Source organism: Sphaerisporangium fuscum (genome assembly GCF_018531465.1).
GTDB lineage: Bacteria > Actinomycetota > Actinomycetes > Streptosporangiales > Streptosporangiaceae > Sphaerisporangium > Sphaerisporangium fuscum.
On sequence record NZ_JAHDTF010000002.1, the window covers coordinates 36726 to 62955 of the forward strand.

Annotated in this window: 22 protein-coding genes; 8 read left to right on the forward strand and 14 right to left on the reverse strand. The window is 71.5% G+C overall.

What is annotated here, in order from left to right; all coding sequences use genetic code 11:
* Positions 1–62: 62 nt before the first annotated feature.
* Positions 63–4925: an NAD-glutamate dehydrogenase gene (locus tag KIK05_RS01340; RefSeq protein ID WP_214408635.1), complete on the reverse strand. Its 4863-nt coding sequence runs from the start codon at positions 4923–4925 to the stop codon at positions 63–65.
* Between the two features lie 523 nt (positions 4926–5448).
* Here KIK05_RS01340 and KIK05_RS01345 point away from each other — a divergent pair.
* The 4 genes from KIK05_RS01345 to KIK05_RS01360 all read left to right on the forward strand — a co-directional run bounded on the left by KIK05_RS01345 (position 5449) and on the right by KIK05_RS01360 (position 8704).
* On the forward strand, positions 5449–6975 hold the full coding sequence (locus KIK05_RS01345) for an FAD-binding oxidoreductase (RefSeq protein ID WP_214408636.1): 1527 nt from the start codon (positions 5449–5451) through the stop codon (positions 6973–6975).
* 111 nt (positions 6976–7086) lie between these two features.
* Complete coding sequence (locus tag KIK05_RS01350) at positions 7087–7515, forward strand: hypothetical protein (RefSeq protein ID WP_308249687.1); 429 nt, start codon at positions 7087–7089, stop codon at positions 7513–7515.
* Positions 7512–7742, forward strand: a complete 231-nt coding sequence (locus tag KIK05_RS01355) for a helix-turn-helix transcriptional regulator (RefSeq protein ID WP_372455558.1) — start codon at positions 7512–7514, stop codon at positions 7740–7742. The genes KIK05_RS01350 and KIK05_RS01355 overlap by 4 nt, the downstream gene beginning before the upstream one ends.
* The gene (locus KIK05_RS01360) at positions 7739–8704 is read left to right on the forward strand and encodes an NAD(P)-dependent alcohol dehydrogenase (RefSeq protein WP_214408638.1); all 966 of its coding nucleotides are present in this window, start codon (positions 7739–7741) and stop codon (positions 8702–8704) included. The genes KIK05_RS01355 and KIK05_RS01360 overlap by 4 nt, the downstream gene beginning before the upstream one ends.
* 9 nt (positions 8705–8713) lie before the next feature.
* On the opposite strand, the gene KIK05_RS01365 is transcribed toward KIK05_RS01360, so the two are convergent.
* The 3 genes from KIK05_RS01365 to KIK05_RS01375 form a co-directional block, all read right to left on the reverse strand.
* Positions 8714–10591 carry an acetoacetate--CoA ligase gene (locus tag KIK05_RS01365; RefSeq protein ID WP_214408639.1) on the reverse strand — a complete coding sequence of 626 codons (1878 nt, stop codon included), beginning with the start codon at positions 10589–10591 and terminating at the stop codon, positions 8714–8716.
* A 197-nt stretch (positions 10592–10788) separates the two neighbouring features.
* Positions 10789–11736, reverse strand: a complete 948-nt coding sequence (locus KIK05_RS48655) for a DUF2218 domain-containing protein (protein WP_308249688.1) — start codon at positions 11734–11736, stop codon at positions 10789–10791.
* Between the two features lie 185 nt (positions 11737–11921).
* Positions 11922–12638 (reverse strand): SDR family NAD(P)-dependent oxidoreductase, encoded by a 717-nt coding sequence (locus KIK05_RS01375; RefSeq protein WP_308249689.1) that lies wholly within the window; start codon positions 12636–12638, stop codon positions 11922–11924.
* A 189-nt stretch (positions 12639–12827) separates the two neighbouring features.
* Here KIK05_RS01375 and KIK05_RS01380 point away from each other — a divergent pair, with 189 nt between their 5' ends.
* Entirely contained in the window at positions 12828–13943 is a 1116-nt protein-coding gene (locus KIK05_RS01380; RefSeq protein WP_250562085.1) for a Gfo/Idh/MocA family protein, read from the forward strand.
* 59 nt (positions 13944–14002) lie between these two features.
* On the opposite strand, the gene KIK05_RS01385 is transcribed toward KIK05_RS01380, so the two are convergent.
* From KIK05_RS01385 to KIK05_RS01430, 10 genes are all read right to left on the reverse strand, one after another.
* A complete protein-coding gene (locus tag KIK05_RS01385) occupies positions 14003–14704 on the reverse strand; it encodes an HAD family hydrolase (RefSeq protein ID WP_308249690.1) in 702 nt (233 codons plus the stop codon).
* Between the two features lie 139 nt (positions 14705–14843).
* Positions 14844–15482 carry an HAD family hydrolase gene (locus tag KIK05_RS01390; RefSeq protein WP_214408642.1) on the reverse strand — a complete coding sequence of 213 codons (639 nt, stop codon included), beginning with the start codon at positions 15480–15482 and terminating at the stop codon, positions 14844–14846.
* 280 nt (positions 15483–15762) lie between these two features.
* Entirely contained in the window at positions 15763–16272 is a 510-nt protein-coding gene (locus tag KIK05_RS01395; protein WP_214408643.1) for a DUF6912 family protein, read from the reverse strand.
* Between the two features lie 210 nt (positions 16273–16482).
* Positions 16483–17136 carry an HAD family hydrolase gene (locus tag KIK05_RS01400; RefSeq protein WP_308249691.1) on the reverse strand — a complete coding sequence of 218 codons (654 nt, stop codon included), beginning with the start codon at positions 17134–17136 and terminating at the stop codon, positions 16483–16485.
* 112 nt (positions 17137–17248) lie between these two features.
* Complete coding sequence (locus KIK05_RS01405) at positions 17249–18976, reverse strand: glycoside hydrolase family 3 protein (protein WP_214408645.1); 1728 nt, start codon at positions 18974–18976, stop codon at positions 17249–17251.
* Positions 18977–19033: 57 nt separating this feature from the next.
* On the reverse strand, positions 19034–20716 hold the full coding sequence (ptsP, locus tag KIK05_RS01410; protein ID WP_214408922.1) for a phosphoenolpyruvate--protein phosphotransferase: 1683 nt from the start codon (positions 20714–20716) through the stop codon (positions 19034–19036).
* Positions 20717–20724: 8 nt separating this feature from the next.
* Entirely contained in the window at positions 20725–20982 is a 258-nt protein-coding gene (locus KIK05_RS01415) for an HPr family phosphocarrier protein (protein WP_214408646.1), read from the reverse strand.
* Positions 20983–21227: 245 nt separating this feature from the next.
* The gene (locus tag KIK05_RS01420) at positions 21228–21677 is read right to left on the reverse strand and encodes a PTS sugar transporter subunit IIA (RefSeq protein ID WP_214408647.1); all 450 of its coding nucleotides are present in this window, start codon (positions 21675–21677) and stop codon (positions 21228–21230) included.
* Positions 21678–21688: 11 nt separating this feature from the next.
* The gene (locus tag KIK05_RS01425; RefSeq protein ID WP_214408648.1) at positions 21689–21925 is read right to left on the reverse strand and encodes a PTS sugar transporter subunit IIB; all 237 of its coding nucleotides are present in this window, start codon (positions 21923–21925) and stop codon (positions 21689–21691) included.
* A gap of 150 nt (positions 21926–22075) precedes the next feature.
* Positions 22076–23110 (reverse strand): SIS domain-containing protein, encoded by a 1035-nt coding sequence (locus KIK05_RS01430; RefSeq protein WP_214408649.1) that lies wholly within the window; start codon positions 23108–23110, stop codon positions 22076–22078.
* Between the two features lie 160 nt (positions 23111–23270).
* Here KIK05_RS01430 and KIK05_RS01435 point away from each other — a divergent pair, with 160 nt between their 5' ends.
* The 3 genes from KIK05_RS01435 (at position 23271) to KIK05_RS01445 (ending at position 26099) form a co-directional block, all read left to right on the forward strand.
* Positions 23271–24011: a GntR family transcriptional regulator gene (locus KIK05_RS01435; RefSeq protein ID WP_214408650.1), complete on the forward strand. Its 741-nt coding sequence runs from the start codon at positions 23271–23273 to the stop codon at positions 24009–24011.
* A 32-nt stretch (positions 24012–24043) separates the two neighbouring features.
* A complete protein-coding gene (locus KIK05_RS01440; protein ID WP_214408651.1) occupies positions 24044–25369 on the forward strand; it encodes a PTS transporter subunit EIIC in 1326 nt (441 codons plus the stop codon).
* Positions 25370–25574: 205 nt separating this feature from the next.
* Positions 25575–26099, forward strand: a complete 525-nt coding sequence (locus KIK05_RS01445) for an Rv3235 family protein (RefSeq protein WP_214408652.1) — start codon at positions 25575–25577, stop codon at positions 26097–26099.
* Positions 26100–26230 lie beyond the last annotated feature (131 nt).

Sequence of the window (26230 nt, forward strand, 5' to 3'; positions counted from 1 at the left end):
AGCGAGGCCATCGAACACAGTGAGGGGCGCGCCTCGGAGCGCGCCCCTCACCGGTCGGGCGGTCAGGCGGGCAGGTTGCTCGTCGCAACCAGGGTGCGGACCGCCCGGAGCGCCACCGACAGCGTGGCCAGGTCGAAGTGGTCGCTCTCCCAGATCTCCGACAGCGTCTGGCGGGACCGCGCGACGGCCGCGGAGTTGGCCTCCGACCAGCGGGCCAGGCGCTCCTCGGGCGACAGCCCCGGCTCGCTGTGCGTCAGCACGTCGCGTGTCAGCGTCGCGTGCGCGGCGTACAGGTCGTCGCGCAGCGCGGCCCGAGCCATGGAGTTCCACCGGTTGTCGCGCGGCAGCGCGATCACCCGCTCCCTGAGCCGGGCGAGCTGCAGCCGCTCGGCCAGGTCGAAGTAGACCTCCGCGACGTCCGTCACGGGACGGCCGGTGCGTGAGGCGATCTCCACCAGGTCGAACGTGGAGTACGCCGGGACCATGACGGCGGCGCGCTCGGCGAGGTCGGCGGGGACGCCCCGGGCGACGAACCCGTCACGGCGCTCCTCGAACGCCGCCAGGTCGGGGCCGGCGAGCAGCTTCGGCAGGTGCGGAAGCAGCCCCTCGGCGCCTTCGACGAAGAACTTCACCGTGGAGGCCAGGTCGAGCGGCGGCCGCCGGTTGCCGAGCAGCCAGCGGGCCCCCCGCTCGGCGAGCTTGCGGCCCTCCAGCAGCATGGCGAGCTGGGTGGCGGTGTCGACCTTGTTGTCGAGCGCCTCCACGGCCCGCCAGAACGCCGGCAGTTCGAAGACCTCCCTGGAGACCAGGTAGGCCCTGGCGATGTCGGGGGTGGAGGCGCCGGTCTCCTCAGCGAAGCGGAACATGAACGTGGTGCCGCTGGCGTTCACCAGGTCGTTGACCACGCCGGTCGTGATGATCTCGCGCCGCAGCGGGTGCCCGTCCATCGCGGTGCGGAACCGCTCGCGCAGGGCCGAGGGGAAGTAGGAGACCAGCCACGACGAAAGGTAGGGATCGTCGGGCAGGTCGGAGGCGAGCAGCTCGTGGTCGACGACGAGCTTGGTGTAGGCGAGCAGCACCGAGAACTCCGGAGCCGTGAGCCCGAGGCCCGCCTGGCGGCGCTCGGCCAGCATCTTGTCGGACGGCAGGGCCTCAAGCTCGCGGTTGATCAGCCCGTCGCGTTCGAGCTTGCGCAGGTAGCGGGCGTGGATGTGGAGCATCTCGGGGGCCTGCGCCCGCGCGGCGGCGAGGACGACGTTCTGGGCCTTGTTGTCGCGCAGCACCAGCCCGGCGACCTCGTCGGTCATGTCGAGGAAGAGCTGGTCGCGCTCCCGCTCGCCGAGCTCGCCGTCGCGGACGACGCGGTCGAGCAGGACCTTGATGTTCACCTCGTGGTCGGAGGTGTCGACGCCGGCGGAGTTGTCGATGAAGTCGGTGTTGACGTAGCCGCCGTTGAGCGCGAACTCGATGCGGGCGAGCTGGGTGAGGCCCAGGTTGCCGCCCTCACCGATGACCTTGCACCGCAGGTCGCCGGCGTTGACCCGCAGCGGGTCGTTGGCCTTGTCGCCCACGTCGGCGTGGCTCTCGGAGCTCGCCTTGACGTAGGTGCCGATGCCGCCGTTCCACAGCAGGTCGACCGGCGCCTTGAGGATGGCGCTGATCAGGTCGTTGGGGGTGAGCGCCGAGACGCCCTCGGGGATGCCGAGCGCGGCGCGCATCTGCGGCGACACCGGCACGGATTTGGCCGTACGCGGCCACACCCCGCCGCCCGCGGAGATCAGCTCGGAGTCGTAGTCGGCCCAGGAGCTGCGCGGGAGCGCGAACAGGCGCGAGCGCTCGGCGAAGCCGCGCGCGGCGTCCGGCGAGGGGTCGACGAAGATGTGCCGGTGGTCGAAGGCGGCGACCAGCCTGATGTGCTCCGACAGCAGCATGCCGTTGCCGAAGACGTCGCCTGACATGTCGCCGACGCCGACCACGGTGAAGTCGGTGGTCTGGACGTCGACGCCCATGGCGCGGAAGTGGTAGGCGACCGACTCCCAGGCGCCCCGGGCGGTGATGCCCATGGCCTTGTGGTCGTAGCCGACGGAGCCGCCGGAGGCGAAGGCGTCGCCGAGCCAGAAGCCGTAGTCCTTGGCGACGCTGTTGGCGATGTCGGAGAAGGTCGCGGTGCCCTTGTCGGCCGCCACGACGAGGTAGGTGTCGTCGCCGTCGTGCCGGACGACGCCGTGCGGGGGCACGACCTTGTTGTCGACGAGGTTGTCGGTGATGTCGAGCAGGCCCGAGATGAACTGGCGGTAGCAGGCCACGCCCTCGGCCAGGATCTCGTCACGCCCGCCGCCCACCGGCGGCCTCTTGACGACGAAGCCGCCCTTGGAGCCGGTGGGCACGATGACGGTGTTCTTCACCATCTGCGCCTTGACCAGGCCCAGCACCTCGGTGCGGAAGTCCTCCATGCGGTCGGACCAGCGCAGGCCACCGCGGGCGACCTTGCCGAACCGCAGGTGGACGCCCTCGACCTTCGGCGAGTACACGAAGATCTCGTACTTCGGCCGGGGCAGTGGCAGCACGCTGATCGCCGAGGACTCGAACTTGACCGAGATGTACGGCTTGCGGTGGCCGTCCACCCGCTGGAAGGCGTTGGTCCGCAGCGTGGCGAGGATCATCTCGAGGTACGCCCGCAGGATGCGATCCTCGTCGAGGGAGGCCACGTCGTCGAGGGCGGCGAGGATCTCCTCGTGCAGCGCCTCGCTGAGGTCGTCCCTGGAGTCCTCGGAGCGGCGCGGGTCGAGCCTGGCCTCGAACAGCCGCACCAGCAGCCGGGCGAGGCGGATGTTCCCGAGCAGCACCTTCTCGATGTAGCGCTGGCTGAAGGTCGTGCCGGCCTGACGGAGGTACTTGGCGTACACGCGCAGGATCAGGGCCTGCTCCCAGGTGAGACCGGCGGCGAGCACGAGCGCGTTGAAGCCGTCGCTCTCGATGTCGCCGCGCCACAGGGCGCCGAAGGCGTCCTGGAAGAGCCGCTTGAAGACGTCGGGCTCGATCGTCTCCGGCGAGGAGAAGCGCAGGCCGAAGTCGTAGATCCAGCCGCCCTCGCGGTCGCCGCAGGAAATCTGGTACGGCCGCTCGTCGACCACCTCGACGCCCATGCGGGACAGCAGGGGCAGCACCTCCGACAGGGAGACCGCCGAGCCGAGCCGGTACACCTTGAACCGCCACTCCCCCTGAGCGCGGTCGCGCGGCTCGTACAGGTCCATCCCGATCTCGCCGGGCGAACCGGCCAGACGCTCCAGGCGGCGCAGGTCGGCGACGGCGGTGCGGGCGGTGAAGTCCGCCTTGTAGCCCTCGGGGAACGCCGTGAGGTAGCGGCGGGTCAGCGCCGCCGCCTCCTCGTCGGAGGCCAGCTCGGCGATCGCGGCGGCGAGGTCGTCCTCCCAGGAGCGGGTGGTGGCCGCGATGCGGGCCTCCAGCTCCTCCAGGTCGACCTGCGGGGTGGCGCCGCCCAGTGACTTGCCGCGTTCGCCGCGGACGACCACGTGCAGGCGGGCCAGCGGCGACTCGCCGATCATGGTGCTGTAGTCGAGCGACTTGCCGCCGAGCGCCTCCAGGAGGATCTCCTGCATGCGGACGCGCACGCCGGTGGTGTAGCGGTCGCGCGGCAGGTAGATCAGGCAGGAGATGTAGCGGCCGTAGTCGTCGCGGCGCAGGAAGAGCTTGACCCGTCTGCGCTCGCGCAGGCGCAGCACGCCGAGGGCGATGGGCGCGAGCTCGTCGACCGGGATCTGGAACAGCTCGGCGCGCGGGTAGGTCTCGAGGATCTCGATGAGGTCCTTGCCGTCGTGGCTGTCGGGCGTGAGACCGGTCTGGGCGAGCACCTCGTCGAGCTTGCGGCGCAGCACCGGGATGTGCGAGATCGACTCGCTGTAGGCGACGTGGGTGAACAGGCCGAGGAAGCGGCGCTCGCCGATGACCTCGCCCTCGGGGGAGAAGAGCTTGACGCCGATGTAGTCGAGGTAGTTGGGCCGGTGGACCGTGGCCCGGCTGTTGGCCTTGGTGACGACCAGCAGCTGCTTCTCACGGGCCTTGGCCCGCAGCTCGGGGGACATGGCCGCGAAGCTCGCCGAGCCGGCCTTGTCGGCCCGCAGGATGCCGAGGCCGGTGCCGGGCAGTGCGCGCAGCCCGTCGCCGTCGGGGGTCTCCTCCAGGCGGTACTCGCGGTAGCCGAGGAAGGTGAAGTGGCCGTCGGCGAGCCAGCGCAGCAGCTCGAGGCTGTCCTCCAGGTCGGCCTCCGGCAGGGGCGGCGGCGCGGCCTCGAGGTCGGTGGCGACCTGGACGGCCAGGGCGCGCATCTTGTCGCAGTCCTCGACGGCGTAGCGGACGTCCTGCAGGACCCGCTGGAGGTCGGCCTCGATGCTCTTGAGGACCTCGGCGTCGGTCTGCCGGTCGATCTCGAGGTGCATCCACGACTCTTCGAGCAACTGCCCGGTGAGCCCCTCGTCGCCGGGACCCAGCATCTTGCCGGTCATGTCGCGGCGGACCTTGACCTGCGGGTGCACGACCAGGTCGGTGGTGATGCCGTGGCGTTCGAGCTCCATGGTCACCGAGTCGACGAGGTAGGACATGTCGTCGGTGACCACCTCGACGACGGACCGCCCGACGTCGTAGCCGTCCTCCTCGACGGTGGGAGTGTGGGCGCGCACCAGCGGCCGGCCCTGCGGCCGGTGGGCGGCGAACCTGCGGTGGGCCATCGCGGGGGCGTACAGCTCCGCCGGGTCGCGGTCGATCACGTCCTCGGGCGCGACATGCCGGTAGTACAGCTGGAGGAAGTCCAGGATCGCGCCGGCGTCCAGTTGATCGTTTCCGGGGGATTCGGCGCATTGTTCAGCAGCGGACCGCAGAAGCTGGTCTTTTGCCTCGTCGAGCGGCATGTCGCTCTCACTCCTTTGTGAGGGGGTCGCCTGTTTCGAAGTGGTCACAGCCGGCACCGTGCTTCCATGACGGGGGCATGGTCACGGCGCCGCGGACAGGCTGGGTCCACGGCAGCAAAGAGGAGGGGGCGGTGGGACAAGCATCCCACAAGCCCGGCCCCGGCGAGGCGCGAAGCGCCCGCGCGGGTTCCGCGCCCCTCGCGGCGGGGGGCCGCTCGCCCGTTCCCGCCCTCGACCGCGCCACCGAGCACGCTCCCGGACACGCGACACCTCCACAGTTGGGGAGTCAAGTTCACCGATCTCCGTTGACCGGATCGTCTCCCGACGTACCGATACCAGCCCATCACAGATGAAACGTCAACTTGTCCGGGAATCATGCTCGGTTCCCGTTCAAAGCCACCCTTGCGCCGCCTCCACGTGCACCGTTATCGAGTCGAGATAAACCAAGCCTTCACCCAGCACGTCTCACAGAACGGGCGCGAGCTTTCGCGATCCGTGATCTCGTGTTGGGAGAAGATTGACCATGCGCGCCGCGCTCGACCGCCGGAGCTTCCTCCGCGTCTCCGCCGTCACCGCCACGGCCATGGCCGCCGGCTGCGCGCACACGACGGCGAGCGGCCCGGCCTGGGCCGGCGGCGCGAGCGCCGCCGCGCGCACCGGTGCCAGGACCGCCCCTTCGCGCTCCGACTGGACCGCCCTCGGCAAGGGCCTGGCCGGGCGTCTCATCCGCCCCGGCGACGCCTCGTACGACGCGGCCCGGCGCCTGTACAGCCCGTCCTTCGACGGTATACGGCCGAGCGGGGTGGCCTACTGCGCCGGCCCCTCCGACGTGGCCGAATGTCTGGCCTTCGCCAAGAAGTTCGGCGTGCCGGTCACCTCGCGGTCCGGCGGCCACAGCTACGCCGGCTGGTCGACCGGCACCGGCCTGGTGATCGACGTCTCCCGCATGAACACCGTGAGCGCCGCCTCCGGCCGGGCCGTCGTGGGCGCCGGGGCGCAGCTGATCGACGTCTACGACCGGCTGGCCGCCCACGGCGTCAGCATCCCCGCGGGCTCGTGCCCGACCGTGGGCGTGGCGGGCCTGACCCTCGGCGGCGGCATCGGCGTCGTCGCCCGCAAGTACGGCCTCACGTGCGACGTGCTCGAGTCCCTGCAGATCGTCACCGCCGACGGGCGCGTGCTGACCTGCGACGCCGACCACAACCCCGACCTGTACTGGGCCTCGCGCGGTGGCGGGGGCGGCAACTTCGGTGTCGCGGTGTCCTTCACCTTCCGCACCCACCCCACGCGCCAGGTCACCGTCTTCTTCCTGCACTGGCCCTGGTCGCTCGCCCGCAAGGCGATCGCCGCCTGGCAGGCGTGGGCGCCGTACGCGCCGGACGCCATGTGGTCCAACCTGCACCTCAACAAGGACCCGGGCCTCGACCTGCAGATCGGCGGCCTCTACCTCGGCTCCCAGGCCGACTGCGAACGGCAGCTGGAGCCCCTGATCTCGAAGATCGGCTCGCGGCCGTCCAGCCGCTACGTCAGCCAGGCGTCCTACAGCCACGCGATGATGCTCATGGCGGGCTGCTCCGGCCGCACGGTCTCCCAGTGCCACCGGCCGGGCGACCTCCCCGGGCAGACCGCCGACGGCCGCTTCCCGCGCGACGCCTTCTCCGCCAAGTCGCACATGGCGTACAGGCCGCTGTCGGCCGCGGGCATCAACGCCCTGGTCGAGCAGACCGCGCTCCCGGGCCGCCACGCCGTGCTGCTCGACGCCCTCGGCGGCGCCGTCGCCCGGCTGCGTCCGGACGCCACCGCGTTCCCGCACCGCGCCGCGATCTTCAGTGTGCAGTACTACGCGCACATGGCGGGCGCGGCGGCGTGGCTCGGCCGTGCCCACGCGGCCATGTCCCCGCACTTCGGCGACCACGCCTACGTCAACTACATCGACCCGTCCCTGAGCGGGTGGCGTCAGGCCTACTACGGCGCCAACGCCACCCGCCTCGCCAAGGTCAAGGCCGCCTACGACCCGGGCCGCCTGTTCCGGTTCCCCCAGGCGGTCTGACCGCGCTGCGGGGGTAGACGACCAGCCACGCGCGCACCGTGACGGAGGCGTCGCTTCGCGGTGATGTAAAGAAAACTAGACACGGTGTCCACGCTGCTTTACATTCAAGGCGTGCCATTCGAAGAGAAGCTCGCGTGGATCATGGCGGTGGTCTCCACCGCGGCCTACGCGACGTACGTCACGCTGCTCCTCGGGCGGATCGGCTCCACCCCGGCCGCCGAGGTGCCGTACGTCCCCCTGATGCTGTGGACCATCGGCGCCTCGATCGTCGCCTCGATCGTCCTGCGCGTGGTGGTCTCGGCCCTCGCCCCCGAGGACGCGGGCAAGAAGGACCAGCGCGACCGGGAGATCAGCCGGTTCGGCGACCACATGGGCCAGTCGTTCGTCGTCACCGGCGGCGTCGCGGCCCTCGTCCTGGCGATGGCCCGGGTCGACCAGTTCTGGATCGCCAACGTGCTCTACCTGGCGTTCTTCCTGTCCGCGGTCCTCGGGTCCGCCGCGAAGATCGTCGCCTACCGCCGGGGCTTCTGGCCGTGGTGAAGCCGACCAAGGTCACCAACTCGATCCGGGCCCTCCGCTTCGCCCATGGGGAGATGACCCAGGCGGAGCTGGCGTCCCGCATCGGCGTGACCCGCCAGACCGTCATCGCCATCGAGCAGGGCCGCTACTCGCCGTCCCTGGAGATGGCCTTCCAGATCGCGCGGGTCTTCGGGGTCCCGCTCGACAAGGTCTTCCAATACAACGACAGCGCGGAGGAGATCCCGTGAAAGCGATCCTGCAGGACAGGTACGGCCCGGCCGAGGTCCTACGGCTGGGAGAGATCGACCCGCCGGCGCCCGGGGACGACGAGGTGCTCGTGCGGGTGCGCGCGGCGGGGGTGGACTCGGGCGTCGTGCACCTGACGACGGGCCTGCCGTACGCCGTGCGGCTGGCGGCCGGGCTGCGCGCCCCCAGGGGCAAGGTGCCCGGTATGGCCGTGGCCGGGGTCGTCGAGGCGGCCGGGCGGAACGTCACCGGGTTCCACCCGGGAGACGAGGTGTTCGGCACCTGCCAAGGGGCCTTCGCCGAGTACGCCCTCGCCCGGCAGGACAAGCTCGCGCCCAAGCCCGCCACGCTCACCTTCGAGCAGGCGGCGGCCGTCCCGGTGTCCGCGACCACGGCCCTGCGTGGCCTCCGGGAACCAGGAAAGGTCCAGCCGGGGCAGAAGGTGCTGGTCACCGGGGCCGGCGGCGGCGTGGGGAGCTACACCGTGCAGCTCGCCAAGGCGTTCGGCGCCGAGGTCACCGGCGTGTGCGGCACGGACAAGGCGGATCTGGTCCGCTCGCTCGGCGCGGGCCACGTCATCGACTACACGCGCGAGGACTTCACCGACGGGCCGGCCCGCTACGACGTCATCCTCGACATCGCCGGCGACCGCCCGCTGTCCCGGCTGCGGCGGGTCCTCACCCCGGGCGGGACCCTTGTGCTCATGGGCGGCGAGGGCGGCGGGCGGTGGACCGGCATGGGCCGCCAGTTCCGGGCGACGCTGCTGTCACCGTTCGTCCGGCACCGGCTGCGCGTGCTGGTCGCGATGCCGCGCGGGGCGGACCTTCGCGACCTGGCCGAGCTGATCGACGCCGGGCAGGTGACACCGGTCGTGACCAGGACATACCCCCTGGGCGAGGCTCCCGACGCGGTGAGGTACGTGGCCGGGGGCCACGCCAGGGGCAAGGTCGTCGTCACCGTCTGAGGTGCGCGGCTACGGCAGGAAGTGCTTCAGGACCTCGGGGTTCGCCATGGCGCCGGGGTTGGCGGCCTTCTCCACCGGGGTGCCGAGCAGGATCTTGCGCACCGGCACCTCCAGCTTCTTGCCGCTCAGCGTGCGCGGGATGCCGGGGACCTCGTGGATCTCGTTCGGCACGTGACGTGGGGAGAGCTCGTCGCGCAGCGTCGCCTTGAGCTTCGCCACCAGCTCGTCGGTCAGCGTCTCCCCCTCGGCCATGGTCACGTACAGCAGCAGGCGGCCCTCCTGCCCCAGCTGGCCGGTGTCGATCACCAGGCTGTCCTCGATCTGCGGGAACCGCTCGACGACCCGGTAGAACTCGCTGGTGCCCATGCGGACGCCGCCGCGGTTGAGCGTGGAGTCGGACCGGCCGTAGATCACGCACCCGCCGTCCGGGAGGATCTTGATCCAGTCGCCGTGCCGCCACACGCCCGGATAGTCGGCGAAGTAGCTCTCCTGGTAGCGCTCGCCGTCGGGGTCGTTCCAGAACTTCACCGGCATCGAGGGCATCGGCTTGGTCAGCACCAGCTCGCCGACCTCGCCGACCACCGGCCGGCCGTCCGGGTCGTACGACTCCACCAGCGCGCCGAGGCAGCGGCACGGGATGACCCCGGCCCGGACGGGCAGCAGCGGGACCGCGCCCACGAAACCCGTGCACACATCGGTGCCGCCCGAGAACGACCCGAGCTGGACGCCGGGCAGGACGTCGTACAGCCAGCCGAACCCCTCGGGCGGCAGCGGTGAGCCGGTGGAGCCCACGCCCCGCAGTCGTCCGAGGCCCTCTGGGCGCACCCCCGCCCGCATGGACGCCACGATGTACGGCGCGCCGGTGCCGAAGTAGGTGACGCCCTCCTCGGCGGCGAGGCGCCACAGCGCGTCGGCGCCGGGATGCGTGGCGCTGCCGTCGTACAGCACGACGGTGGCACCCACGAGCAGGCCGCCGGCCAGGAAGTTCCACATCATCCAGCCGGTCGTGGTGTACCAGAAGAACACATCGCCCTCACCGAGGTCCTGGTGGAAGGTGAGCGCCTTCAGGTGCTCCAGCACGATGCCGCCGTGCCCGTGGACGATCGGCTTGGGCAGCCCGGTCGTGCCCGACGAGTAGACCACCCAGAGCGGGTGGTCGAACGGCACCGGCTCGAAGGCGAGCGGGGCGCTCTCGGCGCGCAACTCCTCCCACGACGCCTCGCCGACCACCACGGTCGCCGCCAGGGTCGGCAGCTTGGCGGCGATGTCGGCCACGACGGCCGACCGGTCGAAGTCGCGGCCGTTGTAACTGTAGCCGCCGACCGCGATGAGCACCTTCGGGGTGATCTGGGTGAACCGGTCGACGACGCTGGAGGCGCCGAAGTCGGGCGAGCAGGACGACCAGATCGCGCCGAGGCTGGCCGTCGCGAGGAAGGCGATCAACGCCTCGGCGGTGTTGGGGAGGTACGCCGCCACGCGGTCGCCGCGCGTCACGCCGAGCCGTACCAGCCCGGCCCGTACCCGCGCGACCTCGTCGGCCAGCTCGCCGTAGGTGAAGGTGCGGCGGCCGCCCTTCTCGTCCCGGGCGATCACGGCGAGCCGGCCGGGATCGCCGCGCAGGGCGTTGGCGGCGTAATTCAGGGTGGTCCCGTCGAACCATTTGGCGTTCGGCATCGTTCCCTTGATGACGGGCCCGTCGCCACGCTCACCCACGACCTGGAAGTAGTCCCAGACCGACGTCCAGAACTCCTCGGGAGCCTCGACCGACCACCGCCACAGGTCGTCGTACTCCCCCGGCCGCCCGAGCCATGCGGCGAACCGGGTGATCTTCGCATCGCGGACGACCTCGGGAGACGGCTCCCAGAGCAACGCACCTTCCTCAACCATGCCCTCATCCTGCCCCCACCCCCGCCCGCACGCCATACCGCTCACCCACACACCGCCGCGGCCGCCGGTGGCTTTTCGTCACATGGGATCCCCGCACCGCATGGTCCTCATCCACACACCGCCCCGGGCCATGGTCCTTCACCTCCGCGCCTTGGCGGCGCTCCGGGTCGGGCCGTGTTCCCCAGGGCGTGGTGAGGTCAGAGTCTGCGGGCGATCGTGACGCCGTCGCGCAGCGGGAGCATGACCGATTCGACGCGGGGGTCGGCGGCGATCATGTCGTTCAGGGCGCGCATCGCCACGTGGTGCTCCTCCTGGCAGGCGGGGTCGACGACGCGGGCGCCGAGCAGCACGTTGTCCAGGACGACCAGGCCGCCCGGCCGCAGCCGTCGCACGATCTCCTCGTAGTACACCGGGTAGCCGATCTTGTCTGCGTCGACGAAGGCGAAGTCGAGGTCCCGCTCGTCGGGAAGGGCGCGCAGGGTCTCGACGGCCGGGCCGATCCTGAGGTCGATGCGGTCCGCCACGCCCGCGCGTTCCCAGTACGGCCGGGCGATCGACGTCCACTCCTCGCTGACGTCGCAGGCGAGCAGGCGGCCGTCCTCGGGCAGCCCGCGGGCGATGCAGATGGAGGAGTAGCCGGTGAACACCCCCACCTCCACCGCCCGCCGCGCGCCGATCATCCGCACCAGCATGGTCAGGAAGGCCCCCTCGTCGTGGGACACCTGCATCCCGGAGGCGTCGCCGGTGGCCTCCCGCGTGCGCACGGCCAGCTCCTGGAGCACCTCGTCGGCCGGGGTGCAGTGGGTGGACACGTAGTCGTCGACGACCGGATCGACGATGTGCACGGCGTCGGCCGCGACGGGCTCGGTCCATTCGACCTTGAGCTCCTCCTGGGTGGCGAACCTCAGCAGGTGGCGGGCGACGACATCCTGTACGGCGGCGACGCCCTCCGCGTCCGCGGCACTGGCGATCATCCGCAGCCCGTCCCGCAGCGGGACGAGCACGCAGCGCCCGCGGCTCAACGTGATCACTCCCCGGCCGTCGCCGGAGATCTCCGTGCTGGTTCTGTGGCCCATGTGGGCGACCAGCTGCTTGATGTACCGGTCGGGGCGGGCGGTGAGGACGTGGGCCGTGGAGGTGGGCATCGGGATCCTTCGGTAGGCGTCGGGACGCAACGGGTCGTGATGCGTTCACTGCCAGACAAGCCGGAAGGACGGCGACAAATCAAGTGCCGAGCACGGCGGGTGCGCGGCGGCACCGAGCAGTACTTCCCGCTGGTCAGAGCCGCCTTCAAGTACGACGAGACCATCGGCCCGGAATTCCGGTGCCGTCACAGCCCCCCGGCCACGCGCAGGATCGCGCCGGTGGTGTAGGAGGCGTCGGCGGACAGCAGCCAGGAGACGGCTCCCGCGATCTCCTCCGGCTGCCCGGCACGGCCGAGAGGGATGCCGGGAGCGACCTTCGCCGGACGTTGCGGATCCTGGTGGAAGTCCGTCCAGACGGTGCCCGGCGCCACGCAGTTGACCCGGATGCCGTCGGCCGCGACCTCCTTGGACAGTCCGACGGTCATGGCGTCGACCGCCGCCTTGGAGGCCGCGTAGTGGACGTACTGTCCCGGGCTGCCGATGGTGGCGGCGGCGGAGGAGATGTTCACGATGGCGCCGCCCCCGTTGCGGGCCAGGTCACGGACGGCACGGCGGGCGCACAGAAGGTAGCCGAGCACGTTGACGTCGAGGGCCCGGCGCATCCCGGCGACGTCGGCGTCCGCGAGGCGGCCGTTGGGCCCGCTGATCCCGGCGTTGTTGACGAGGCCGGTGACGGCGCCGAGCTCGGTGGCGGCGTCGAACAGCCGGTCGACGGAGGCCTCGTCGGCGGTGTCGACGGGGACCGTGGCGCAGGCGCCACCCCTCTCGCGGACGGTCGCGGCGACGGTGGCGGCGGCGGAGCCGTCGGAGCGGTACCCGAGGACGATGTCGTGGCCGTCGGACGCCAGGCGGGCGCAGATCGCCGCCCCGATTCCGCGGCTGCCGCCGGTCACGACGGTCACGAACCGTTGCTGTGGCACCTGTGGGCCTCCGACTTCGTGAGGATCAGTGATGGGATCGAAATCATACGGTCATCCCATGTATGAAGGGAAGTCGCCAGGCGATCCTGTGCAGTCAAATGGACAGAAGGGGTCCGCTTAGATATCGTGGCGAGCCAATCGGACGCGATGTGTCCACTTGAGAGGATCGTCATGGACAAGATCCGTGTAGGCATCATCGGAGCCAACCCCGATCGCGGATGGGCGGTCAGGGCCCACGTCCCCGCTCTGCGGGCTCTGCCGCAGTACGAGCTCACCGCGGTGGGCACCAGCAGGGAGGACACCGCCCGCGCCGCCGCGGCGAAGTTCGGTGCCCGGCACGCCTTCACCGACCCCCGGCGGCTCGCCGAGCACCCCGACGTCGACCTGGTGTCGATCACCGTGAAGGTGCCCCACCACGCCGAACTCATCGCGACCGCGCTCGCGGCCGGCAAGCACGTCCTGTGCGAGTGGCCACTGGCCCTGACCACCTCCGAGGCGGAAGGCCTTCTCCGGCTGGCGGACGAGAAAGGGGTGCACCACGCGCTCGGGCTGCAGGCGAGGTACTCCCCCGCCGTCATGTACGCCAGGGAACTGGTCGCCGACGGCTACGTCGGCCGGGTCACCTCGGTGAACCTCTACGCGGCCAACGGCAAGGGCGCGGCGGAGGACCTGCCCGCCTTCAGCGTCTACACGCTGGACAAGGCCAACGGCGCCGGGAACCTGGAGGTCATCGGCGGCCACACGCTGGACGCGGTGCGGTACGTGCTGGGCGACATCACCGAACTGTCGGCGATGCTGTCGATCCAGCGGCCGCGCTACACCGTGAGCGGGACCGACCAGGTCATCGAGGTGACCAGCCCCGACCAGGTCCTGGTGCACGCGAACCTCGCCCGTGGCGCCGTCCTCTCCGCGCACCTGCACACCGGCAAGGTCACCGACGGCCGTACCGTCGTCGAGATCGCCGGCACCGAGGGCGACCTGTCCATCGTCTCCGGTGACGAAGGGCCGATGGGCCTGCAGATCAGCGCCCTCGGCCTGCGCGGTTCCCGGGGGGTGGGCGGCGCCGCGGAGGACCTGCCGGTGCCGGCGCGGTTCCGTACCGCGGCGCCGGACGTCCCCGACGCGACCGTCCTGAACGTCGCCCAGCTCTACGCCGCCCTCGCCGGCGACATCCGCACGGGCGCCCGCACCGTCCCCGACTTCGCGACCGGCGTCGGCCTCCACCGCCTGCTCGACACCATCCGCCGTGCCGCCGAGACCGGAACCAGGCAACCCGTCCTGGGATGAACGATCGGGCAGTGATCCGTCACGGCCGGCACCACCCGCGGAGCCGGACGAACCCCGCCTCAGGGACTGGCGACCGGGCTGGTCAGGCGGGCTATCGCGGCGACCACCTCGGAGGGGTTGACGAGGTCCTGCAGGACGATGTCGGCGCCCGCCTCGTGCAGTTCGGCGGCGGTCGAGCGTCCCGAGGCGACCGCGATGACGGGGACCCTGGCGATGGCGGCCGCCTGGACGTCCCGGGTGGAGTCGCCGACCAGCACGGTGTTGGAGCCGTCGCAGGCGAAGCCGTACACCTGCTTCACCCTGCCCTGGGCGACCTGCAGAAGGCTCGCCTTCGGGTAGACCTCCTCGCCGTACCCGCCGACCTCGAAGTCGACGAACTTGTCCAGGCCGAAGGCCTTCAGCTTGTGCACGGCATTGCTCTTGATCGTGCCGGTCAGCACCGACTGGACGACGCCGTCGAGCTTGGCGACGGCCTTGAGCGCCTCCTTGGCGCCCGGCATGACCCGGCCGTCCTTGTCGAGACGCTTGCGCCTGGCGGCGAACGTGGCGGTGAGCGCGTCGATGAACCTCGGCAGGTCGTCGTCGCCGGGAGCGACGCCGTTGATGGCGAGCGTCTCGAAGATGATCTCCGAGTCCGGACGGCCCATCGCGGGCGCGAGCTTCACGAGCGGACGCCCGGTGACCTGCCGGAACGCGTCGGCGTAGGCCTCACGGGTGACGATCGCCACGTCGACCAGGGTGAGGTCGACGTTCCACAGCACGAGACGGTTAATGGGGGGCCTCCACACCTGCGAAACGAGTCGGGCTCAGAGTACGACCATCTCGTCCCCCGGCCGCACCCCATGCCCAACTTGTCACCGGACGAGAGGGGCATCTCGGGCGGAGACCGGTGACGGATCGTCAGTTCGCGTAGTTGAACGCCTCGACGAGGGTGTCGACGACGGGGAAGCCGGAGGCGGCGAGATCGGTGCGGCTCGTCATGCCGCCCGTGTAGAGGACGGCGGTGGCGCCGACGTGCTGAGCGGCGTGGGCGTCGTCGAGGCTGTCACCGATCACGAGCACCTTGGAGGGGTCGATCCGCAGCGACTCGATGTGGACCACCATGTGCTCGGCCTTGCCTCCGCCGGGGGCACCGTTGAGCAGGCCGTCGATGCGGTCGAAGTAGTGGGAGATCTCCAGCTCGGCCGCCTTGCGCACCAGCCGCTCGTGCGCCCACATGGACAGCAGCGACTGCGAGCGACCGGAGTCGGCCCAGGTGCGCAGGCAGTCGAGCGCGCCCTCGGCCAGGACGCAGGACAACATCAACTCGTGGTAGTTGTCGTGGAAGGCCTGGTCGAGCGCCTCCCACTCGCCCTCGCGCAGCGGGCGGCCGAGCATGCGCTCGTAGGCCACCCAGATGGGGCGGGTGTAGGCGGCCCGGAAGCCGTCGTTGTCGAAGGGGGCAAGGCCGTAAGGCTCGAAGACCTTGTTGGTGGCCGCGACCACCGCGTCGATGTCGTGAAAGAGCGTGCCGTTCCAGTCCCAGATGATGTGCTTCATAGCGAAGTCAAGCCTAACCGCTGATCGTGCATCCCCGCATGACACGACCACCCAACCCCAGCCACCCCTCCCGCCCGACACTCCCCCTCCCTCCCGGCCTTGGTCGGGACACCGGCCAGAAGGTACACGCCGAAGGCCAGGACCGCCGTACGGCGGGCGAGAGAGTTACGGGAGCGCCACCTCACCCCCACACTCCCCCAGCCTCCGGGCCTTCCGGTCGGCGCCGGGGCGGCGGGAAGGTGTGCGGTGAATTCGGCGCCGCCGTACGGCGGGCGAGCGGTTATGGGAGCAGGTCGGGGATTTCCTGGGTGGCGTACCACATGAGCTCGTGGGCCTCGGCGCCGTCGACCTCGAACCGGGCGTCCTCGTCGCCGCCGTCGGCCCGGAACACGGCCGCGAGCGCCACCTCGATGTCGGGTACGGCCTGCGGGTCGTCGACGTGGACGGCGGCGATCTTCTTCATCGGCACCGGATCGGGGACGCGCACCCGTGACCGCTCCTCGATGTCGGCGCCCGAGGCGATGACGGTGTCGTCGGGCACCTCGGCGGCGATCACCACGCGCCGGGCCGGGACGTCGAGCCCGTCGGCGCGGTCGGCGGCCAGCATCCGCAGGGATGCCCTGGCGGCGTCGGTCAGGGCGACGTATTCGAGCTCCTCGGTGTCGCCGGAGACGTACCACTCCACGAGCGCGGGGGTCACCGCGTAGCCGGTGAGCGGGGCCGGGCCGAGCTCCCCCTCGGCGGCCACACGGGCCAGCGCGGGAAGGGTGCATGGCAAGTAGACGCGCATGCGTTCCTCAATCACGATATTTCCGAATCGCGGCGTCTGAGCCGCGCCGATCACACACACGAGTGTGCCAGCCGCCGAGCCCTCGACGGCACACCGTCACGCCGAGCGCCCCGTCGGCGGCACGCCGGCGGCGCGGTACGGTCAGCTCAGGCGGCAGGCCAGAGGCCGTACGGTCAACTCAGGCGGCAGGGCCACGACCGTACGTTCGGCTCACGCGACACGTAGCGTGATCTCGCAGAGTTCCTCCATCGCCGCGATCGTCGCGTCCGCGTCGCGGTGGTGGAGACCGACCAGGCCGAGCGCGCGGGCCGCCTCGATGTTGGCCTCGATGTCGTCGATGAAGACGCACTCCTCGGGACGCAGCCCCACCAGCCCGAGCGCGTGGTGGAAGATCCGGGGCTCCGGCTTGCGCATGCCCACCTCGCCCGAGATGACGACCTGGTCGAAGTAGAGGTTCCAGCCCTCCCGCCGGTAGTGGTCGCCCCAGGAGTTGGAGACCAGGCAGGTCGCGATGCCGGCGCTTCGGGCGGCACGCAGCATGTCGTACATCGTGGGCACGGGCTGGAAGCCGGCGAACATCCGGGTGAGCAGGCCTTCGGCGACCGGGGGCACGCCATGGACGGTGAGGAGCCTCGCGGCCAGATCGCGTTCGAAGGCGGCGACGTCGATCTCTCCCCGCTCCAGCGCGTGGATGGGGTTCTCACCGGCGCGCCCGTCGCCGTCGTAGGCGTGCTGGATGAGCTCGCGCATCAGCTCACGGTAGTGGTCGGCGTCGATGCCGTCGGCGACGAGCCATTCGCTGATCGCCTCGTGGAGACCCGTGGTGAGAACGCCACCCCAGTCGATGAGCACACCCTTGAGCACGTCCGCTCCTTCTGTCCGGCCCGCCCGTTTCACTCCGGCTCGGCCTCTCGGATAAGTCGGGCCTTTCAGAGTAAGACGGGGCATACGGCCAGCGCGTGCCCACCCCTCCTCGTCACCCGCGCAGGCGGACGGGGAGCACCCCCTTGGCCTTGAGGTCTCCGGAGAGGGCCTTGGCGGCGGCCTTGAGGGAGGGCTCCCCCCGCGAGTAGACGGCGAGGGCGACGTCGTACCCCCGCAGCCGCGCCAGCTCGTACGGCGCGCCCATCGACACCACCACGACCTTCTTGCCGGTGGCCGCCATCGCGGAGACGAGACGGCTCTGGGCCGGCCCGGCGTCCTCGGTCGTGACGACCACGGTGTCGGCCTTGGCGGCGGCCGAACGGGCGCCGGCGATCTGGGCGGACGTCGGCGTGTCGCCCGTGGCGGCGGCCGAGGCGCCGTCCAGCATGCCCGCCAGGCGCTTGGCCGCGGGCCCGGTGACCAGGACGTCTCCCTTGAGGGGGAGGCCGCGGGCCCCCTTCACCACGGTCACCGAGCGGTCGGCGATGCCCTGGGCGGCCGTGCGGTGGTCCTTCGAGCGCAGCACGTCGCCCGCCTCACCCTCGCCGGCCGCCGATCCGTCCAGGACGCCCCTTGCGGCCTTCATCGCCAGCAGGCGGGTGACCGACTGGTCGAGCCGGGCGCGGGAGATGCGGCCGGACTTCACCGCGTCGAGCACCGCGCCGTACGCCTTACGGAAGTCGGGCGGCATCAGCAGCAGGTCGACCCCCGCGAGGACGGCGCGCACCGCGACCTCGGCGTCGCCGTACTTCTCGCGCACGCCCTGCATGTCGAGCGCGTCGGTCGACACGACGCCGTCGTAGCCGAGCTTCTCGCGCAGCAGCCCGGTCAGGATGGGCTTGGACAGCGTCGCCGGGTCGCCGGAGGGGTCGAGCTTGGGCATCACGACGTGGGCGGACATGACGATGTCGACCCCGTGCTCGACGGCGGCCCGGAACGGCGGCGCGTCGATCCTCTCCCACTGCGACCGCGAGTGCTGGATCACCGGCAGGCCGCTGTGGCTGTCGACCTTGGTGTCCCCGTGGCCGGGGAAGTGCTTGGCCGCGCTCCCCACCCCGGCGTCGTGGAAGCCCTCGATCGCGGCCCCCACCATCGTCGCCACCCGCGCCGGATCGGAGCCGTAGGAGCGGGACCCGATGACCGGGTTGGCCGGGTTGACGTTGACGTCGGCGACCGGCGCGAAGTCGAGGTCGATGCCGAGCGCGCGCAGCTCCTCGCCGGTGACGCGGGCGGCCGTACGGGCGTCGGCGGGGCGCCGGGTGGCGCCGATCGCCATGCTCCCCGGCACCTCGGTGACGAGGGGGGCCAGGCGGGAGACCAGGCCGTTCTCCTGGTCCGCGCCGATGATCAGGGGGACGGTGGACGCCTTCTGCAGCCCGGCCGTGAGCTTGACGATCTGCTCGGCGCCGGAGACGTTGCCCGCCCAGGGGAACAGGATGACCCCGCCGGGATGGTACTTCCGGACGATCTGGGCGGGGGTCCCCACGCCGAACCTGGCCTGGTTCTCGCCGTGCGCGCCGTCGGCCCGCGAGCCGTAGACGACCGGCATGAACAGCTGGCCGACCTTCTCCTCGACGCTCATCGCGGCGAGTGTGGCGGAGACCGGCGAGGAGGGACTCGGGCTCGCCGAGGGTGACGCGGACGGCGAGGGCGCCGCGGCGGCGGAGGGACGGGGCGGCGGGCTCGAACTCGGCGGCGCCTGGCCCCCGCTCGGGGAACCGCACGCGGCCGTCAGCGTCGCGATCAACAGCAGGGCCACCGGGGGGAGGGATCGAGCCATGGCGTCAACCGTATCCGGGACGCGGCGGTGTACACCCGCCGAAACGGGCGCCCCCTCTCAGACGGCCAGGTCGACCAGGCCGGGCAGGTGAACCCTGGCGGCCGCCTTGGCGGCCTCGGCGGTGGGGGCCGAGCGGGCGGCGACGGCGGCGGCCCGGCACTGGTCGAGGGTGTGGCGTGCCAGCGTGGCGCGCACCCAGGGCAGGGCGGGCGCGCCCATCGACAGCGAGGTCACGCCGAGCCCGACCAGCACGCAGGCGAGCGCGGGATCGGAGGCGGCCTCGCCGCAGACCCCGCACGGCACCCCAGCCGAGGCCGCGAGGGCGACCAGGTCGAGCAGGACGGGCTGCCAGGGGTCCTGCAGGTCCCGCAGCGTGCCCACCTCGCGGTCGGCGGCGAAGAGGTACTGGGCGAGGTCGTTGGTGCCGACGGAGAAGAACCCGACGGCCGCGGCGAGGTCGGCGGCCCTGAGGGCGGCGGCGGGGATCTCGATCATGATGCCGGCGGACGACAGCCCGGCCGCGTGGACGGCCTCGGTGAACCACCGGGCCTCCTCCGCGGTCGCGACCATCGGGGCCATGACGTGGAGCCGGGCCGAGGAGCTCTTGGAGGCGCGGGCCAGGGCGCGGAGCTGCCCCTCCATCACCTCCGGGAAGATGCGCAGGATGCGTATGCCGCGCTCCCCGAGAGCCGGGTTCGGCTCGTCCTCGATCGGCGGCAGGAAGCCGAGCGGCTTGTCGCCCCCCGCGTCGAGGACCCGTACCACCACGGGACCGCCGGGGAAGGCGTCCAGCACCTGGCGGTAGGCGGCCTCCTGCTCCTCCTCGGACGGGGCCTCCTCGCGGTCGAGGAACAGGAACTCGGTGCGGTAGAGCCCCACGCCCTCGGCGCCGTGGTGGATGGCGGACGGGAGGTCCTGCGGGCCTCCGATGTTGGCCAGCAGGGACACGCGGTGGCCGTCGAGGGTGGCTCCCGGGCCGGTGGCCGAGGCGAGCACCGTGCCGCGGACGGTGGCCGCGCGGACGATGGCGTGGATCTCGTCCTCGGAGGGCTCCAGCACGATCCGGCCGGTGGTGCCGTCGACCAGCAGCAGGGTGCCGTCCATGATGGAGGTGGCGTTGGCGCAGGCCACCACGGCGGGCACGCCCATGGACCGCGCGAGGATCGCGGTGTGGCTGGTGGGGCCGCCCTGTTCGGTGACGAAGGCCGCCACGACCTCCTTGGAGAGCGTGGCCGTGTCGGCGGGCGCGAGGTCGCGGGCGACCAGGACGTACGGCTTCTCCGCCTCTCCGGGCAGGCCGTGGATCGGCACGCCGCTCAGGTCGGCGATCACGCGGTCGCGGATGTCGTCGATGTCGGCGACCCGTTCGCCGAGGTAGCCGCCGACCTCGGCCAACAGGTCGTGATATTTCATGAAAGCTTCGTAGACCGCCCGCTCGGCGGTCGTACCCAGGCGGATGAGCTCGGCGACGTCGGCGGCGAGCACGGGATCCCGGGCGATCATGGCCTGCGCCAGCAGGACGTCCTGCGCGTCTCCCCCGGCGGCCTCGCCCCGAACCTCCAGATCGGCCGCGACCCTCTCCACGGAGGCCTCGGCCCGCGCGATCTCGGCGTCCCCGTCGCCGTCGTGCCGGGATCCGAGGGGCGGCTCGGGAACGGCGACGCCGACGAGGTAGGCAGGACCGCAACCGGCGCCGGGGCTCACCCCGGCTCCCGTCATCTCCATCGCGGCCCGTCGCATCACGGGTCTCAGGGGACCGACACGATGCCGGCCAGCTCGTCGAGCAGTTCGTCCGCCCCCTCGCCGTCGGCGTGGATCACGATCACCTCGCCATGACGGACGTCGAGCGCCAGGATGGAAAGGATGCTCTTCGCGCTGACCGGCGAGCCGCCCGGCTTGGCGACGGTCACGTCGATCGGTGCTTTGGCCGCGGTCTGGACGAACGTGGCGGCGGGACGGGCGTGCAGCCCGACCTCTGACTCCACGATGACCTTGCGCTCGGGCACGGGTTCCTCCTCAGCCTGGCCTGGGCGGTCCGGACCACCCGCTCAAAATTACGCGCTAGCGGGTTATATCGGGAAACGTCTCTGCGGTGGTAACGGACCGGCCGGCACCCGGCCGGCGGCGACCACGTCGGAAGCAATTGTGTTCGCGTGCGATCATCGCCCCCCGGCAAGTCGTACCCGCCGCCTCGGACACGGCGCTACCCCGAGCGTATCGTCGGCCCGTCGCGGCGCTCACGCCCGGCCGTTCACCTCCAGGTGAAAAGCTCGTCCCCGGCCCGCACCGGCCCGGCCGCGAGGACGCCGCTCACCCTCGCGGGTGGGGCGTCCAGCGCGACCACCGGGCAGATCGGGGACCGGCCGCCGGCTTCGACGGCGGCGGGGTTCCAGGCGACCACCGGCTGCCCGGCGCGCACCCGCTGCCCCTCGCCCACCAGCAGCTCGAACCCCTCGCCCCGGAGCTGCACCGTGTCGATGCCCAGATGGACGAGGACCGCCCGGCCGTCCTCCGCCGCGATCACGTACGCGTGCGGGTGCAGCTTGAGGACCCTGCCGTCGATGGGCGCCAGCACCTTCCCCGGCTCCCGCACCGGGTCGATGGCCGTCCCCACGCCGACCAGGCCCGAGGAGAACACCGGGTCGGGGACGGCCGCGAGCCCCACGACGACGCCCGCCACGGGGGCGAGGACAGTCGTCATTGGACTCCCGGTCAGGCGATGATGTCGTCTATCTCGGAGGCGATCGTGTCGGCGTCGGGACCGACCACGACCTGGACGACGTTGCCCGCCGCCATGACGCCATGGACGCCGGCGGCCCTCAGCGCCGCCTGGTCGACCTTCGACGCATCACGCACCTCGGTGCGCAGGCGCGTGATGCACGGCTCGACCTCGATGATGTTGGCGGCCCCGCCCAGCCCGGCGATGATCGCGTCAGCGTTAGCCGCCATGCGCGTCCTCCTCGTTAAGACCAACGCAACGCTAGCCCTGTTTTCGGCACGAGCCCGAATCTCCCCGGTCAGGCGCTATGTGCGGTCCACTCCGCTCAGTGATCAGCCCAGATCAATGAGGGCAATGTGCGGAAAATCGGGCTAACGGCGTTATTCGGTCTGCGTCACCTTGTTCAGGCCGCGAGGAGAGTCGGGGTCGATGCCCCGCCGGCGGGCGAGCGCCTCGGTGAGGAGCTGCCCCGGCACGATGAGGCCCATCGGCGCCACCCATTCGGGGAGGTCAGGACCGTTGAGGGCCGCCGTCGCGGCCCCGGCCAGCTCGGCGCCGCCGCCGACGCTGAACGCCGAGGCCCCCGCGCCGGTGACCCGCCGCGCGAGCGCCACCGTGCCCGGGAGGGTGGGCCCCTCGCCCGCGGCCACCAGCAGCGCCGGGGTGCGCTCGTCGACCACCGCGATCGGGCCGTGCAGCAGGTCGGCGTACGACAGGCCCATGGCGTGCAGGTAGCACGCCTCCTTGAGCTTGAGGGCCGTCTCCAGCGCCGTCGAGAAGGCCATGCCCCGGCCCGAGACGACCACGCCCGACACCTCGGCCAGCCCCTCGACGACCGCGTCGAGGTCGCCGGGCTCGGCGATCAGCTGCTCGACGGCGTCGGGCACCCGGTCGAGGTCGGAGGCGTCGACGTCGGCGCCGAGCCCGAGGGCGAGCACCGCGAGGGCCGCGAGCTGGGTGGTGTAGGTCTTGGTCGCCGGTACGGCCTTCTCCTCCCCCGCCTGGGTGCAAAGGGCCAGGTGGGCGGCCTGGGCGAGCGGGGACGCCTCCCCGCCGTTGGTGACCGCGACCGTGGCGGCGCCGCAGTCCTTGGCCCAGGTCAGCGTCTCGACGATCTCCTCGGTGCGGCCCGACTGCGAGAGCGCGACGGCGAGCACACCGGTGAGGTCGAGCCTGCGCTTGTAGGTGGTGGCGATGGAGGGCGCGGCGAGCGACGAGAGCCTGCCCGCGTGCGCCTCGATGAGGTAGCGGCCGTAGACCGCGGCGTTGTCGGAGGTGCCCCGCGCGATGAAGACGAGCTGCCGCGTCTGCCCGGCGAGTTTCTTGACCTCGTCGATCCGCGGGAGCAGGGCGTCGAGGGTGGCTCGCAGGGCAGCCGGCTGCTCGGCTATCTCGCTGCGCATCTTGGTGGTCATCCGTGCCCGTCCTTCGGCGGCTGCGGAGGGCGAGATCGGGCCGTTATCGATCCGTCGCCGGTCCGTACGTTGACACTCATTTCTGGCATGTGGTCTAGTCCGGACTAGACCAGCACAAACCTTAACTTAAACCTGCGCTGAGATCGAGAGGAGAGGATCAGTGGCCCAGATCGACCCCGACAGCCCCGTACCGAAGTACTTCCAGCTTCGGGAGATCCTCCTCGACCTCATCGAGAGCAACGAGCTCTCCATCGGAGCGGCGATCCCGTCCGAGAGGGAGCTCTGCCAGCGTTTCGGCCTGTCCCGCATGACTGTACGCCAGGCCGTCGACCACCTGGTGTCCGAGGGGCGTCTGCACCGCGTCGCCGGCAAGGGCACGTTCGTGGCCCGCCCGAAGATCGAGATGGCCCTGCGGCTCACCTCCTTCAGCGACGACATGCGTGCCCGCGGCATGGAGCCGGGCTCGCGCGACCTGGACCGCCGGGTGGTCCGGGCCAGTGCCCACCTCGCACGCGAGCTCGGCATCCAGCCCGGCGAGGCCGTGCACTTCATCGAACGGCTGCGCACGGCGGACGGGGAGCCGCTGTGCATCGAACGGGCCCACATCCCCGTCTCCTTCGCCCCCGACCTCGGGTCCTACGACCTGTCCGGCCGATCCCTGTACGCCCTGCTGGAGACCCGCCACGGGGTCGTACTGGACGCCGGGGAGCTGACCATCGACGGCGGCATCGCCGACCCCGGCGACGCCGACCTGCTGAAACTGCCCCGGGGCGGCGCCGTGCTGCTGCTGCAGCGCCGGTCGTTCTCGCAGGGCGTCTGCGTGGAGTTCGGCGTCTCGACCTACCGCGCCGACCGGTACCAGCTCCGCACGGTGCTGGAGATACCGACGCGGCGAAGCTGAATCCTCCCATCCCCATCCCTGGAGGAAAGCCGATGAGCTCCGCGCCGGCCGACGCCGCGGGCGTACCCCCGGCACCTTCGCCGCAGTCGAGGATCATGGCGGTGCTGTCGCGCATCGGCCGGTCCCTGATGCTGCCGATCGCCGCCCTGCCCGCCGCGGGCCTGCTGATGCGGCTCGGCCAGGACGACCTGCTCGGCCGCACCCAGAACGCCACCCTCGACAAGATCGCGCACATCGTGGGCGGCGCCGGCGCCGCGCTCTTCGACAACCTCCCGATCCTGTTCGCCATCGGGGTGGCCGTCGGCTTCGCCCGCCGCTCCGACGGGTCGACGGCGCTCGCCGCGCTGGTCGGCTACCTGGTCTTCGACCGGGTGTCCCGGCTGCTGTTCTTCGACGCCTCCGCCGGCTACACCGTGCACGCCCGGGTCGCGCAGCGGGTCGTCACGGCCGGCGGCGGGACGGCCGAGGTGATCAACCTCGGCTCGGGGAACCCGACCGGCGTCCTCGGCGGGATCACCATCGGGCTGATCGCCGCGCTGCTCTACCAGCGCTACCACCGCGTCAAGCTGCCGACGTGGCTCGCCTTCTTCGGCGGGCGCAGGTTCGTCCCCATCATCACGTCGTTCGCCGCCCTCCTGCTGGGCGTGGTCTTCGGGCTGCTCTGGCAGCCGGTCGGCGAGGGCATCGCGAACCTCGGCCGGTGGCTCGCGGACCACTCGATCGCGGGGGCGGGCTTCTACGGCCTGTGCAACCGGCTGCTGATCCCGCTCGGCCTGCACCACCTGCTGAACTCGATCGTGTGGTTCCAGGTGCCCGACTGCACGGTGGCGGGACGGCAGTTCGCGGGCGACATGACCTGCTATCTGCAGGGCAGCCCCGGGTCCGGGGAGTTCATGGCGGGCTTCTTCCCGGTGATCATGTTCGGCCTGCCCGCCGCGGCCATCGCGATGTGGCGGGCCGCCCCTCCCCACCGGCGCTCCAGGGTCGGCGGCATCATGATCTCGGCGGCGCTCGTGGCCTTCGTCACCGGGATCACCGAGCCGATCGAGTTCGCGTTCGTCTTCGTCGCGCCTCTGCTCTTCGTCATCCACGCCGTCCTGACCGGGATCTCGATGGCGCTGGTGGCGGCCCTGGACGGGCATCTGGGGTTCACCTTCTCGGCCGGGGCCATCGACGCGGCGCTCAACGCCACCAAGTCCAACACCGACAAGTTCTGGCAGATCATGGCGATCGGGCTGGTCTACGCGGTGGTGTACTACGTCGTGTTCAGCTTCCTGATCAAACGCCTCGGCATCCTGACCCCGGGCCGCGAGCCCGAACCCGATGTCGACGCGGGCGAGCCCGCCGGGCGCGTCTGAGCCCGGGGCCCTGGTTTCGGACCGAGTCGCGGGCGCCGCTGAACGGCCGCAACCTGGGCCCGGCGGGCACTGTCACGGTGATCTTTCCGGTGCAACCCGTACGAGTCGACCGCCCCCGGTGAAGAGATCGGCGGCGGTCGTATCAGGGAGGGGGTCCGGAAACTCCTTAATGCAGCAGGATTCACCGACGACACCGGAGTTCCCGATGCCCCGTACCCCCCGCCCGGTCCCGATCCCCCGGCTGCGATCCGTCCCGCCGGCCGATCCGCCGTACGACGACGAGCGCGCTCCCGGCTCCGGAACCACCGCTCCGCCGCCCACCCAGGGCGCCCTGGCGCTGGCGTACGAGCGCCCCGGCCCCACTGCTCGCGACGAGCCGTCCGCGGGTCCCTACGGGCCGCGCAGGGGCTTTCCGGGGGGCTCGCCACCGGACGAGCGGGCGCTGCGGAACCTCGGGCAGGCCATGGCGGAGATCCTCGCCGGCAGGCGGCCACCGGCCGCCGTCGCCGAGCACCTGACCGACAGGGCCTACGCCGAGCTCGTCCGCGCGGGCACGATGATCCAGACCAGACGGCCACCGAGGGTCGCCGTCCCCCACGTCAACCGTCCCCGGGACGGCGCCATCGAGGCGTGCCTGCTGGTGCACTGCGGCGAACGCAGCCGCGTGATCGCCCTACGCCTCGAACGCCGCGGCACCCAGTGGCTGTGCACCGACTTCGAGACGGCCTGACCCACGTCCGAGCAGGGCCCACCGCCGTACCACGGCGCCGATCCCCTCCGTCGCGCGGCACCGAGGACGCCAGCGGAAGAGGATCGGGCAGCCGTGGGATGCGCGTGGCGACAGGAACGGCCCCGGGACCT

Coding starts and splice junctions, on each gene's coding strand:
- KIK05_RS01425 (WP_214408648.1), bottom strand. CDS start 21,925: ATGGCGGCTAACGCTGACGCGATCATCGCCGGGCTGGGCGGGGCCGCC.
- KIK05_RS01380 (WP_250562085.1), top strand. CDS start 12,828: ATGGACAAGATCCGTGTAGGCATCATCGGAGCCAACCCCGATCGCGGA.
- KIK05_RS01365 (WP_214408639.1), bottom strand. CDS start 10,591: ATGGTTGAGGAAGGTGCGTTGCTCTGGGAGCCGTCTCCCGAGGTCGTC.
- KIK05_RS01345 (WP_214408636.1), top strand. CDS start 5,449: ATGCGCGCCGCGCTCGACCGCCGGAGCTTCCTCCGCGTCTCCGCCGTC.
- KIK05_RS01340 (WP_214408635.1), bottom strand. CDS start 4,925: ATGCCGCTCGACGAGGCAAAAGACCAGCTTCTGCGGTCCGCTGCTGAA.
- KIK05_RS01390 (WP_214408642.1), bottom strand. CDS start 15,482: ATGAAGCACATCATCTGGGACTGGAACGGCACGCTCTTTCACGACATC.
- KIK05_RS01430 (WP_214408649.1), bottom strand. CDS start 23,110: ATGACCACCAAGATGCGCAGCGAGATAGCCGAGCAGCCGGCTGCCCTG.
- KIK05_RS48655 (WP_308249688.1), bottom strand. CDS start 11,736: ATGCCCACCTCCACGGCCCACGTCCTCACCGCCCGCCCCGACCGGTAC.
- ptsP (WP_214408922.1), bottom strand. CDS start 20,716: ATGCGACGGGCCGCGATGGAGATGACGGGAGCCGGGGTGAGCCCCGGC.
- KIK05_RS01440 (WP_214408651.1), top strand. CDS start 24,044: ATGAGCTCCGCGCCGGCCGACGCCGCGGGCGTACCCCCGGCACCTTCG.
- KIK05_RS01395 (WP_214408643.1), bottom strand. CDS start 16,272: ATGCGCGTCTACTTGCCATGCACCCTTCCCGCGCTGGCCCGTGTGGCC.
- KIK05_RS01405 (WP_214408645.1), bottom strand. CDS start 18,976: ATGGCTCGATCCCTCCCCCCGGTGGCCCTGCTGTTGATCGCGACGCTG.
- KIK05_RS01420 (WP_214408647.1), bottom strand. CDS start 21,677: ATGACGACTGTCCTCGCCCCCGTGGCGGGCGTCGTCGTGGGGCTCGCG.
- KIK05_RS01445 (WP_214408652.1), top strand. CDS start 25,575: ATGCCCCGTACCCCCCGCCCGGTCCCGATCCCCCGGCTGCGATCCGTC.